The 12652-nt window shown below is 70.1% G+C and carries 9 protein-coding genes and 2 pseudogenes; 2 read left to right on the top strand and 9 right to left on the bottom strand.

Features of this window, described 5'->3' with window-relative positions; translation table 11 throughout:
* The 7 genes and pseudogenes from G6021_RS06675 to aceA form a co-directional block, all read right to left on the bottom strand.
* A pseudogene (locus tag G6021_RS06675) lies at positions 1 to 608 on the bottom strand (hypothetical protein); the annotation flags it as partial.
* Between the two features lie 79 nt (positions 609 to 687).
* The gene (locus G6021_RS06670) at positions 688 to 1209 is read right to left on the bottom strand and encodes a helix-turn-helix transcriptional regulator (RefSeq protein ID WP_187700505.1); all 522 of its coding nucleotides are present in this window, start codon (positions 1207 to 1209) and stop codon (positions 688 to 690) included.
* Between the two features lie 160 nt (positions 1210 to 1369).
* Positions 1370 to 2578, bottom strand: coding sequence for a DUF445 family protein (locus G6021_RS06665; protein WP_182609723.1), 1209 nt, complete (start codon positions 2576 to 2578; stop codon positions 1370 to 1372).
* Between the two features lie 89 nt (positions 2579 to 2667).
* Positions 2668 to 2976: a hypothetical protein gene (locus tag G6021_RS06660; RefSeq protein ID WP_179523424.1), complete on the bottom strand. Its 309-nt coding sequence runs from the start codon at positions 2974 to 2976 to the stop codon at positions 2668 to 2670.
* Positions 2977 to 3053: 77 nt separating this feature from the next.
* Positions 3054 to 5354, bottom strand: coding sequence for a 5-methyltetrahydropteroyltriglutamate--homocysteine S-methyltransferase (gene metE / locus G6021_RS06655; protein WP_182640904.1), 2301 nt, complete (start codon positions 5352 to 5354; stop codon positions 3054 to 3056).
* 5 nt (positions 5355 to 5359) lie between these two features.
* Positions 5360 to 6280 (bottom strand): 3-hydroxybutyryl-CoA dehydrogenase, encoded by a 921-nt coding sequence (locus tag G6021_RS06650; protein ID WP_182640903.1) that lies wholly within the window; start codon positions 6278 to 6280, stop codon positions 5360 to 5362.
* Positions 6281 to 6443: 163 nt separating this feature from the next.
* Entirely contained in the window at positions 6444 to 7733 is a 1290-nt protein-coding gene (gene aceA / locus G6021_RS06645; RefSeq protein ID WP_182640902.1) for an isocitrate lyase, read from the bottom strand.
* 193 nt (positions 7734 to 7926) lie between these two features.
* Between aceA and ramB the strand changes: the two genes are divergently transcribed.
* Together ramB and G6021_RS06635 are read left to right on the top strand one after the other, a co-directional pair.
* Positions 7927 to 9381 (top strand): acetate metabolism transcriptional regulator RamB, encoded by a 1455-nt coding sequence (ramB, locus tag G6021_RS06640; RefSeq protein WP_182640901.1) that lies wholly within the window; start codon positions 7927 to 7929, stop codon positions 9379 to 9381.
* Positions 9382 to 9386: 5 nt separating this feature from the next.
* Positions 9387 to 9965 (top strand): carboxymuconolactone decarboxylase family protein, encoded by a 579-nt coding sequence (locus G6021_RS06635; RefSeq protein WP_182640900.1) that lies wholly within the window; start codon positions 9387 to 9389, stop codon positions 9963 to 9965.
* A 38-nt stretch (positions 9966 to 10003) separates the two neighbouring features.
* Here G6021_RS06635 and G6021_RS17740 read toward each other — a convergent pair whose 3' ends face one another.
* Together G6021_RS17740 and G6021_RS17170 are read right to left on the bottom strand one after the other, a co-directional pair.
* Positions 10004 to 12508, bottom strand: a complete 2505-nt coding sequence (locus G6021_RS17740) for a glycoside hydrolase family 65 protein (RefSeq protein ID WP_182640899.1) — start codon at positions 12506 to 12508, stop codon at positions 10004 to 10006.
* Positions 12505 to 12652: pseudogene (locus G6021_RS17170) on the bottom strand (haloacid dehalogenase); the annotation flags it as partial. The gene G6021_RS17740 and the pseudogene G6021_RS17170, both read right to left, overlap by 4 nt.

Below are 12652 nucleotides of genomic sequence, written 5' to 3'. Positions count from 1 at the left end.
CGGGTCTGGCGGGCGACCGTGCCGAGCGCGTCCTCGCCCAGCTCGACCTGCTCCTCCATGGCGCCGGCCGCGCGGGCGACCTGCTCGTTGACGCGGGCCAGGCCGGCCTCGAGCTGCGGGTTCTCCTCACGCAGGCGGGACACCACGTCCTCGCCACGGGCGGCGAGCCCACCGTAGATCCCGGCCGCGACCTCGACGTAGGCGTCGGCGACCTTCCGCAGCTCCTCGGGGCGGAACCGGTTGACCAGCTCCTCGACCTCGGCCGGCAGCGCCTGCACGCGATCGGGGACCTCGGTGACGCGGTTCTGCACGTCCGCCACGCGCTCGGTCACCCGGTTCTGCACGTCGGTCACGCGCTCGTTCACCTTGGTCTGGGCGTCGGTGACGGCCTCCTCCGCGCGACGACGGAGGTCCGAGACCAGCCCGGACACGGCCTGGACCGCGAGGTCGTTCACGCCGACGTAGGCGTAGACCGGGGTGCGCACGGCGGACAGCGCCTGACCGAGCGGGCCGCTCGGCGCGGTGTCCTTGGGGTTGGCCTGCGACTCGGCCTGCGCGGCGGCGGCCTGGGCGGGGGTCTTCTTGGAAACGGGCTTCTTCTGGCTCATGTCGGCTCCTTGATCGTTGTCATGCAGGTGTTGCGGGGTGGGATGTGACGTGGCCCCACGGGGCCGCCGTCGGACGGGCTCAGTGCACGTCGACGACCTGTTCGGCGGCGGTCGCGTTGTTCGTTCGGAACGACTCGTAGATCTCCACGAGCACCTCCCTCTGACGCTCGGTGAGGTCGGGCGCGGTGAGGATGGCGTCCCTCACCGGACTGCCCTCCTTCAGTTCGAGGATCCCGGCGCGGGCGTAGAGCACCTCGGCGGACAACCTCAGACCTCGTGCGATCTGACCCAGCACCTCAGCGGACGGCTTGCGCAGCCCACGCTCGATCTGACTCAGATACGGATTGGAGACGCCGGCACGCTCGGCGAGCTGCCGGATGGACACCTCGGCGGCCTCCCGCTGTGCGCGGATGAACGACCCGATGTCCTGCGACTCGGAGATGCGCTTGTCGTCGTCACCCTGTGGGGCGACGTCGTCGTGACGGGGGACCTCGCCGGTCGGCTTGGCCCTCCGCGCGAGGGTCGCAGCGGTCGGTTCGACCGCCTGCGCGGCGGTGGACCCGGGCTTCCTGCCGGTCTCCCGGCCACGTTTCTCGGCCATGGAGTCCACCTCCCCTCGCCGTGCGTCTCACGTCGTCTGAGGACAACGCTAGCAACGAGTGCTAACTGCAGCAAGCGGTCGGAGCGGTGTGATGGGTCACAGGCTCGCGGCGGGCCCCCTCAGGGGCCGCGTCAACGAACGGGCAGGTCGAATGAGCAGGTCAGAAGACGAGCAGGGTGAACTGATGGATGATCACGCCGACGAGGGCGCCGACGAGCGTGCCGTTGATCCGGATGAACTGCAGGTCCTTTCCGGCGAGCAGCTCGATCTTCTCGGACGCCTCGTCGGCGTCCCACCGCTCGACGGTATCGGCGATGATCGAGGTCACCTCGCCGGCGTAGTTCACCGCCACGTACGCCGCGGTGCGGGTCATGTAGTCGTCGAGGCGCGCCCGGACCTTCTCGTCGTCGACCAGGAGATCGGCCAGCCGGCGCAGGAGGTCGTCGATCTTCACCCGGAGGGTCGAGGAGGAGTCCTCGGTGGCCTCGACGATCATCCGCTTGGCCGCCGTCCAGGCGGAGGCCGCCGCCCGACGGACCTCCTCGCGGTTCATCACCTCCGCCTTGAAGATCTCGAGCTTGTCCATCGTGGCCGGGTCCTGCTGGAGGTCGCGGGCGAAGTCCTCGACGAACCCGATCAGGGCAAGGCGGACCGCGTGCTGCTTGTCCACCTTGATCTGCCAGGTCCACTCGCGGAGCTCGCGGTAGGCGCGGTCGGAGAGCAGCTCGTTGACGAACTGCGGCGCCCAGGTGGGCGCCTTCTCGCGGACCCAGCGGTCGATGGTCTCCGGGTTGGCCTCGACCCACCCGTGGGTGCGGTCGGCCATGAGGTCGAGGAGAGGCAGGTGGCGGCCCTCCTCGAGGAGCTCGGCCAGGATCCGGCCCGCGGGCGGTCCCCACTTCGGCTCCGCGATCCGGGCGACGATGGTCCGCTCGATGATCGCCGTGGCGTCCTCGTCTCGCAGGACCGCCAGGACAGACCGGATCGCCTTGGCCGCCTGGTCGGAGGCGATCGCACGGTGGTCCTCCTCCTGGAGCCACTCGCCCGCCCGCGCGGGGATCCGGGCGCTGCGGACCTTCTCGCTGACCATCTCGGGATCGAGGAAGTTCTCGCCGACGAAGGTGCCCAGCGAGGTCCCCAGCTGGTCCTTCTTCTTGCGGATCAGCGCCGTGTGGGGGATGGGGATCCTCAGCGGGTGACGGAACAGCGCGGTGACCGCGAACCAGTCCGCGAGGCCACCGATCATCCCCGCCTCGGACGCCGCGCGCACGTACCCGGCCCACGCCCCGGCGCCGTTGGACAGCGAATACTCCGCGAAGAGGAAGATGATCCCGGCCACGACCAGGAACCCTGTCGCGACCAGCTTCATGCGGCGGAGCGCAGCCCTGCGCTCCGCGTCGGTCGCCGGGTCACCCGCGACCAGGGCGGAACCGCCCGCCGCGGCGACCGGGTCGAGCGTCAGTGTGCGTCCTTGCGCCCGTACTTGCGGAACCCGATCATGCACACCGCGAGGCCGATGACGAAGACGACGACGGTGGCCACGACCGCGGCCACGACCAGACCGAGGGACACGTCCATGTCGTCGGTGTAGAAGGCGAGCGCCGTGATGGGCAGACCCAGCATGCTCATCGCCAGCAGCATGATGGCCGAACCGGCGTAGATCTCGGTCGAGTACAGCGGGTAGGTGGGCGCCACCTCGGTCGCGTACTTCGGGTAGTACTCCTCGACGATGGCAGCACCAGTGTGCTCAAGGGTCTGACCGGCCATGATGTCGTCCTCTTTCGTCTACTACCGATCCCGGACGCGGCGGCCCGGGAGTTGCTTGACCCGATTCTATTGGAACCTCAGGTCCCGCGGGCAACCGCCCGGCGGATTCGTCGCGCCGCGGTGACCAGGTTGCGCAGACTCGGCTCCAACTGCCAGGTGTAGCGGGTCTTGAGCCCGCCGTCCGGGACCGCCCAGAGGCGGTCCACCCCCACCGCCGCCACCGCCTCGAGCAGCCTCTCGTGCAACAGATCGATGTCCGGGACGAAGCCGGATCGAGACTCGTACACACCCGGGGCCACCTGCCGCGTGAGGGTGTGGTCGGTGAGGGCGTCGAGGACCCAGTCGATCGACCGGGTCGCGACGATCGCGGTCACGTCCGCGTCGAGCCCCTCGATCGCCTCCTTCATGACCTGGAGCGACGAGTAGCTCAGGTGCGTGTGGATCTGGGTGTCCGGCCGGGCACCCGCCGACGCCAGGCGGAACGTCGCCACCGCCCACTCGAGATAGGCCCGCCTGTCCGCGCCCCGCCGCGGCAGCAGCTCGCGGATGGCCGGCTCGTCGATCTGGACGATCGCCAGCCCAGCCTCCTCCAGGTCCGCCACCTCGTCGCGGATCACCAGCGCCAGCTGGGTGGCCACCTCGGGCAGCGCGAGGTCCGTCCGACAGAAGGACCGGGCGAGCATCGTCACCGGCCCGGTCACCATCCCCTTGACCGGCCGGCCGGTGAGGGTCTGCGCGTACCCCGTCCACTCGACCGTCATGGGCGCGGGCCGGGCCACGTCCCCGTACAGGATGGGCGGGCGCACACACCGGGACCCGTAGGACTGCACCCACCCGTGCCGGGTCGCGGCGAACCCGTCGAGCAGTTCCGCGAAGTACTGCACCATGTCGTTGCGCTCGACCTCACCGTGGACCAGGACGTCCAGGCCGATGTCCTCCTGCAGCCGGATCACCGAGGCGATCTCCTCCCGCAGGTAACCGCAGTAGCGCTCGTAGTCGATCCGGCCGTCGGCCAGGTCCCGGCGTGCCCGACGGATCTGTACCGTCTGCGGGAACGAGCCGAGGGTCGCGGTGGGGAGGATCGGCAGCCCCAGACGCTCCGCCTGCAGAGGCGCCCGCTCCGCGTAGGGCATGCGGACCTTGTCGTCGTCGTCCACCGACGCCGTCCTGGCACGCACGTCCTCCCGGCGCGCACCGGGCCGCACCGGCAGCGGCCGCCAGCGCGGCGTGGGCCCGTCCACCAGCGCGTCCGCCAGTGACACCACCTCGGCGACCTTCTGTCGCGCGAAGGCCAGCGCGTCCTCGAGTTCCGCGGGCAGGTCCACCTCGGCCCCGACGTCGTAGGGCACGTGGAGCAGCGTGCAGGACGTCGAGACCACCAGGTCGGCGAAGGTGGCCTTGAGCTGCCTCAGGTAGTCCAGGACCTCGAACTTGTCCGTGCGCCAGACGTTCTGGCCGTCGACCACGCCGGCGTAGAGCCGCTTTCCGGCCAGTCCCGGGATCGCCGCGAGTTCGTCCGCGGGCCGGTAGCCGTGGACCAGATCCAGACCGATCGCCTCGATCCCCGTGGACGCGAGCGCGGGCAGCGCCCCGGCCAGGTCCCCGTACTGTCCCGTCACCAGGATCCGCGGGCGGCTGGGGACCGCGGACAGCCGGTCGTAGGCGTGCCGGACCTGCTCGACCTCGGCCGGCGTGCGCTCCATGGTCATGCAGGGTTCGTCGAACTGCACGCAGGTCACGCCCGCCCCCGCCAGCGCCTCCAGCAGGGCCTCGTACTGCTCGAGCACCCGGTCGAGCAGCGCGATCGGCCGGAAGCCGGGGGCGGCGGTGGGTGCGGGCTTGCTCAGCAGCAACAGCGACACCGGGCCGGTGATCACGGGCCGGATGTCGACCCCCAGCTCGTGGGCGCGGGCGACCTCCGCCAGCAACTCCGCCGGTCGCAGGCCCAGGACGGAGGAGTCCTCGAACTCGGGCTGGCGGTAGTGGTACGGGGTGCCCTGCAGGGCGACCAGTTCCAGGGGCGCCACGTCGGCACGGCCGCGGGCGAGCGCGAACTGCGTGTCCAGCGGGGACAGATCGCGGACCAGGTCCCGGAAGCGGTGCGGGACGGCGCCGATCAGCAGGGCGTCGTCCAGGACGTGGTCGTAGAAGGAGAAGGTGTGTCCCGGGATCTGCGTGATGCCGGTCTCGCGGAGCTCCTGCCAGGTCGACTCCCGGATCCGGCGCCCCACGGCGAGGAGTTCGGACCGGGTGCCGTCGCCGTGCCAGTACCGCTCCAGCGCGCGTTTGAGCTCGCGGCGCGGGCCGATCCGCGGATACCCCAGCACGCTGGACGCACGGCTCAGGGCGAGGTGCGAGCGTTCGAGCTCCGGGGTCACGGCGGTCAGCGGGCGGCTCGGGCGGCGGCGCGGGGGACGTCGTACCGATAGAAGCCGTGGCCGCTCTTCTTCCCCAGCCGTCCGGCCTCGACCATGCGCAGCAGCAGGGGTGGCGGGGCGTACAGCGGCTCGCGGAACTCGGTGTACATCGAGTCCGCGATCGCCTTGACCGTGTCCAGCCCAACGAGGTCGGCCAGGGAGAGCGGGCCCATCGGGTGGGCGCACCCCAGCACCATGGCCTTGTCGATGTCCTCCGGGGTGGCGAAGCCGCTCTCCGCCATCCTGATCGCCGAGAGCAGGAAGGGCACGAGGAGCGCGTTGACCACGGCTCCGGACCGGTCCGCGGAGTGCACCACCTGCTTGCCCAGGACCTGTTCGGCGAACCCCTCGGCGCGATCACGGACGGACTCCCCCGTCTCCAGCGTGCTCACCAGCTCGACCAGCGGGAGCACGGGGACGGGGTTGAAGAAGTGCATGCCGATCACGCGCCGGGGCCGCGCGGTACCCGTGCCGAGCTTCATGATCGGGATGGAGGAGGTGTTCGAGGCAAGGACCGCCTCCGGATCGGTGACCACCTCGTCGAGTTCACGGAACACGGCCGTCTTGGCCGCCTCGTCCTCGACGATCGCCTCGATCACCAACTGGCGATCGGCGAAGTCCCCGAGGTCGGTGGTGAACCGCAGCCGCAGAGCGGCCTGGTCACGCTCGCGCCGGGTGATCTTCCCGGAGGAGACCCCCCTGTCGAGCGAGGAGAGGATGCGGGAGCGGCCCGCGGCGGCGAGCTCCCGGGTGGACTCCCACACCAGGACGTCGACGTGGGCGCGGGCGCAGACCTCGGCGATCCCCGCCCCCATCTGGCCGGCACCGACCACTCCCACGCGGGTGATCGACCCCTGTCCCGGGGCTACCTCGCGGGTGGTGGGCATGTGCGACACGTCCTTCTTCGAACCGGGTGGTCGGCCCGGGCATCGGCCCGGGAGTGCGTGAGACACGACCGGGGGCCGGGGCCGCCTCGAGGAGACGGCCGCGGCCCCCGGTGTCTGGTGGTGCCAGCGTGCTGGCCGCCCTACTCGAGGGCGACCCGGGGGGTCAGTGGAACTGACCCTCCTCGGTGGAGCCCTTCAGCGCCGCGGTGGACGTGTTGGGGTCGACCGTGGTGGCGATGCGGTCGAAGTAGCCGGCGCCGACCTCGCGCTGGTGCTTGACGGCGGTGAAGCCACGCTCCTCGGCGGCCTTGAACTCGCGCTCCTGCAGCTCGACGAACGCGCTCATCTGGTTGCGGGCGTAGCCGTAGGCCAGATCGAACATGCCGTAGTTGAGCGAGTGGAAGCCGGCCAGGGTGATGAACTGGAACTTGAAGCCCATCGCGCCGAGCTCCTTCTGGAACTTGGCGATCGTGTCGTCGTCCAGGTTCGCCTTCCAGTTGAAGGAGGGCGAGCAGTTGTAGGCCAGGAGCTGGTCCGGGAACTCGGACTTGACGGCCTCGGCGAACTGCTTGGCGTACTCGAGATCCGGGGTGCCGGTCTCCATCCAGATCATGTCGGCGAACGGGGCGTAGGCCTTCGCGCGCTCGATGCACGGCTCGATGCCGTTCTTGACGTTGTAGAAACCCTCGGCGGTGCGCTCACCGGTGATGAACGGGCGGTCACGCTCGTCCACATCGGAGGTGATGAGCGTGGCGGCCTCGGCGTCGGTGCGCGCGATGATGACCGACGGGACGTTCGCGACGTCGGAGGCCAGGCGGGCCGAGGTCAGCGTGCGGATGTGCTGGTTGGTCGGGATGAGCACCTTGCCACCGAGGTGGCCGCACTTCTTCTCCGACGCGAGCTGATCCTCCCAGTGCACACCGGCGGCGCCGGCCGCGATCATGGCCTTCTGCAGCTCGTAGGCGTTGAGGGCGCCACCGAAGCCGGCCTCGGCGTCCGCGACGATCGGGGCGAGCCAGTTCTCCACCGAGGTGTCACCCTCGATGCGGGCGATCTCGTCGGCGCGCAGCAGCGCGTTGTTGATGCGGCGCACGACGGTCGGGACCGAGTTGGCCGGGTACAGCGACTGGTCCGGGTAGGTGTGGCCCGAGAGGTTGGCGTCGCCGGCGACCTGCCAGCCGGAGAGGTACACGGCCTCGAGGCCGGCACGGATCTGCTGGACGGCCTGGTTGCCGGTCAGCGCGCCGAGGGAGTTGACGAAGTCCTTGTTGTTGACCTTGTCCCAGAGGATCTCCGCGCCACGGCGGGCGAGGGTGTGCTCCTCGACGACGGTGCCCTGCAGCTCCGCCACCTGCTCGGCGGTGTAGTTGCGGGTGATGCCCTTCCAGCGGGGGTTGGTGTCCCAGTCCTGCTGGATCTCTGCAGCGGTACGTGCCTTGCCGACGTTCGACATCGCGACTCTTTTCTGTCTCGGGGGCGGACCCTGCTTCGCACAATTGCGAGCGCGGCGTCCTGTACCTGGAAAGGATGCCACACGCATCGCAGCCCGTCTACCTGGGAATTGTGCGAATCTGGCGAGTTTCCTTGCATTGCTTGCGAACTTTGCGAAGAATGTGGGGCACACCACCGACCCGCGGGAGCCATCGATGACCACCACTCACATGGGTGCTCGCCTGCGCCGCCTGCGCGAGGAGCACGGCCTCACCCAGGCCGCCTTCGCCGAGACGCTCGGGCTCTCTGCCAGTTACCTGAACCAGCTCGAGAAGGACACGCGCCCGGTCACCTCCCGGGTGCTGGCCCGACTGTCCGAGGAGTACGGGGTCGACTCGACCTTCTTCGCCTCCGACGCCGACACCCGGCTGATCGCCGAGCTCACCGAGGCCCTGTCCGACCCCCAGGTCTCCACCGGGATCCCCGCGGGCGACGTGATCGACCTGGTCCGTGCCCACCCATCGCTGGCACGCGCCTTCGCCGTGTTGAACCAGCGGTACCGCAACTCCGCGGACCTCCTCGCGGCCCTCACCGAGAGCCGCAACGCCCTGTCCGACGAGGTGGACACCTTCGCCCTGGCCATGCCGCACGAGGAGGTGCGCGACTACTTCTACCAACGCCAGAACTACATCGACTCCCTGGACACCGCGGCCGAGGAACTCACCACCCGGATCCGCATGAACCGCGGCGACGTCCGGGCCGAGCTCGAGAACCGGCTCGCCGAGATCCACGGCGTCCGGGTGGTGCGCCGCGTGGACCTGCCCGACGGGTTGTGGCACCGCTTCTCCGCCCGGGACCGCCGGTTGGACCTGTCGGCGCACCTGACCGGAGGACAGCAGGCCTTCCGGGTGGCGTCCGAGCTCGCGTTCCTCGAACACCGCGAGCTGCTCGACCAGCTCGTGGCCGACGGCACCTTCAGCTCCCCCGCCGCCGGCGCCCTGGCCCAGCGCGGGCTGGCCAACTACTTCGCCGCGGCCGTGCTCATGCCCTACCAGCGATTCCTCGACACCGCCGAGGACTTCCGCTACGACGTGGAACGCCTGATGACCTTCTACGCGACGGGCTACGAGACCGTGTGCCACCGCCTCTCCACCCTCCAGCGCCCGGGAGCCTCCGGGGTGCCCTTCAGCTTCGTGCGCGTCGACCGCGCGGGGAACATGTCCAAGCGGCAGTCGGCCTCCGGTGTCCACTTCACCACCTCGGGTGGCACCTGCCCGCTGTGGAACGTCTACGAGACCTTCTCCTTCCCGGGCAAGATCATGCGCCAGGTCGCGGAGCTGCCGGACGGGCGTCTGCACCTGTGGGTCTCGCGCACCGTCACCACCCGGCCCATGCGATTCGGGCAACCCCGCAAGACGTTCGCGATCGGTCTGGGCTGCGAGGCCCGGCACGCCCACCGCACCGTCTACGCGCAGGGACTCGACCTCGCCGACGCCGACGCCGCCACCAAGATCGGGTCCGGGTGTCGCATGTGCGAGCGGCCCGCCTGTCCCCAACGTGCCTTCCCGCCGCTGAACCGCACCCTCAAGGTGGACGCGCACCGCTCGTCGCTCTCGCCCTATCTGCTCGACGAACCCCACTCGCCGGCCGCCTCCCCTGCCCTACCCTGACGGCCATGAGCCAGCCGCACAGCACCGACAGCCATCCCCGGGACCCGGCCCGGCCCCGCATCCGTCCCGGCGGGTTCCGTGAACTCGGACCGGTGGGCTGGGCCGTCAACCGCGTGGGCGCCCGCGTCACCGGCAGCCAGGACGTCCATCTGTTCGCCACGCTCGGACGTGCCCGCCGGCTCTTCCCCGCGTGGTTGGCCTATTCCGGGATGATGATGCCGTTCGGGGTCCTCGACCGCCGGACCACCGAGCTGGTGATCCTGCGCGTGGCCCACCTGCGGGACAGCGCCTACGAGCGGGCCCACCACGAGCGGATCGGCGCGCGGGTGGGGCTCGACGACGACGAGATCACCCGCACCCTGCACGACCCCGCGGACGCCGGCTGGTCGGACCGGCTGCGCGCGGTGTTGACCGCGGTCGACGAGCTGGTGCGGACCAAGGACATCGCGGACGACACGTGGGCGGAGGTGGCGGCCCACCTGACCGAGGCCGAGCTGGTGGGTCTGGTGCAGTTGGTGGCGCAGTACGACGGCCTGGCCACGTCCCTCCGGGCCCTGCGCATCCAGCCCGACCGCCCCCGCTGACCCGCCTGCCCAGCCCCGGACCCCTCAGTGCCCGCCCCTCAGCGCTCTACCGCGGCGAGCTCGGCGCGGGACAGGCAGGCGCGGGCCCGCTCGTCCAGTTCCAGCGTGAGGGTCTGGCCGGCGGGTACGGTCACCGGCTGCCCCTGCACCGTGCACTCGAAGTCCGCGCCGTTGAGGTTGTCGATCGTGATCTCCGTGTGGGTGCACCGGACCCGCACGTGCGTCCCGCGCACGGTCAGCCGGAACGTCACCGCGCCCCACTCCGCGGGCACCCGGGGGTCGAACGAGATCTCGCCCCGGTAGTCGCGCATCCCGCCGAACCCGCTCACGAGCGCGGACCAGACCCCTCCGGTGGAGGCCACGTGGATACCGTCGGTGGCGTTGCCGTGCACATCGGCCAGGTCCACGACGAGCGCCTTCTGGAAGTGTTCGAACGCCTCGTCGCAGTACCCGATCTCGGCGGCGATGATCGACTGCACCACCGCGGACAGCGTCGAGTCACCGGTGGTGAGCGGGTCGTAGTACTCGAAGTTCGCGCGCTTCTCCGCTTCGGAGAACTCGTCGCCGCGCAGGAACATCGCCAGCACCACGTCGGCCTGCTTGAGCACCTGGTGCCGGTAGATCACCAGCGGGTGGAAGTGCAGCAGCAGCGGTCGGCGCGGGTCCTCGAGATCCTGGTCCCAGACCTCCTTGGCGAGGAAGTCCTGGTCCTGCGGGTGCACGCCCAGTTCCTCGTCATAGGCGATCACCATGCTCTCGGCGGCGCGCCGCCATTCCGCGATCTCGCCGTCGTCGATCTTCAGGCGCCGGCAGATCCCCGCCCAGCGGCCGTCGCCCAGCTCGGCGATCCGCTTGCACGCGATCGCGGCGGCCACCAGGTTGAACCTCGCCATGGCGTTGGTGAACAGGTTGTTGTCCACCACGGTGGTGTACTCGTCGGGCCCGGTGACGCCGTGGATGTTGAAGCAGCCGTCGTCGGCGAAGAACCCGAGCGAGACCCACATCCGTGCGGTCTCGACCAGCATGTCCACGCCCTCGCGGATCATGAACTCCTGGTCGTCGGTGGCCCACAGGTACTTGACCAGGGCGTGCGCGATGTCGGCGTTGATGTGGTACTGCGCGGTACCGGCCTCGTAGTACGCCGACGCCTCCTCGCCGTTGATGGTCCGCCACGGATAGAGGGCGCCCTTGACCGACAGGTACTTGGCCCGGTCGCGTGCCTTGTCGAGCATGTTGTAGCGGAAGCGCAGGGCGTTCCGGGCGAACCGCGGCACGGTGTAGGTGAGGAACGGCAGGACGTAGGTCTCGGTGTCCCAGAAGTAGTGGCCGGAGTAGCCGCTGCCCGTGACACCCTTGGCGGCGATGCCGTTGTACTCGGCCCGGGCGGACGCCTGCGCCAGCTGGAACAGATTGAAGCGGATGGCCTGCTGCGTCTCCGCAGGCCCTTCCACCTCGACGTCGGCGCGGTCCCAGAAGTGGTCGTACCAGTCCCGCTGGGTGCGGTGCAGGTCCTCGACCCCGCGCACGCGGGCCCGGCCCAGGGTGCGCGAGCACCGGTCGGCCAGTTCGCGGGCGGGGACGACCTCGGAGGTGTGGTACGCCGCCAGCTTGGTCAACTTGAGCACTCGCCCCGGGGTGGCGTGGGCGTGGTAGACGACCTTGGACGAGTCGTCGTCGATCTCGTGGCTCATGGCCACGTCGTCCTCGGTCTCGAAGATGTGGTCCACGGCGACGGCGATCGTCATCCCCGAGTTGGCGCACCGGTAGCCGTGCACGTGGTAACCGCCCTGATCCTCGGTGACCTGGGGGTCGAGCACGCGGTGCTCGAGCCCCTCCGCGCGACGGGGGTCGAAACCCTGTGCCGGGGCACCCTCCGAGGAGCTGTACTCGTTCTCCCCGTCCTGCCTGTTGAGGACCTGCGAGGAGATCACGACGGGCGCGGGCTCGTCGGGGAGTTCGATCTCGTAGGTCATCACCGCGAGGTGCTTCTCCACCATCGACACCATCCGGCTGGAGCGGATGACGACCTTCTTGCCGGCGGGGGTGCGCCACACGACCTCGCGGCGCAGGACACCGTCGCGGAAGTCGATGCTGCGCTCGTAGTGCTCGAGGTCGGCCACGGACAGGCGGAGCGGCTCGTCGTCCACATAAATGCGGATCGTCTTGGTGTCCGGGGCCTGGATCATCGTCTGGCCCTCGCGCGCGAGCCCGTAGGCGTCCTCGGCGTGCTGGATGTGCCAGGTCTCGTGGAAGCCGTTGACGAAGGTGCCGTGGTGGACCGAGTCGCGACCCTCCTCGGGGTTGCCGCGCATGCCCAGGTAGCCGTTGGCCACGGCGAACTGCGTCTCGGAGACCCCGAGCGGGGAGGCCTTGGGGTTTGTCTCCACCCAGCGCCACGGGTCCGCGGGGTGCGTGGAGCGGTTGATCTCCGGCACCTCGAGGTGGCTCCGGAGGTTGACGCCGTAGGTGGTCCGGATGTTGCCGGGGACGGACTGGCCGATCGTGTCGTGGACCGGGCCGCGCCCGGGGGGGACGGGTGTCATGACCGCGCCCCCGTCAGCCCGGGGATCAGTTCGGCCAGGTCGACGACGACGATGTCGGCACCCTCCCGGAGCAGGACGTCGCGGCCCGCGCCGCGGTCCACGCCGACGACGTGGGCGAACCCGCCGGCGGCACCGGCCTGCACG

Origin of the sequence: Dietzia sp. CW19 (assembly GCF_014145265.1) — a bacterium.
Lineage (GTDB): Bacteria > Actinomycetota > Actinomycetes > Mycobacteriales > Mycobacteriaceae > Dietzia > Dietzia natronolimnaea.
This window is presented reverse-complemented; position numbering and strand designations above follow the sequence as displayed.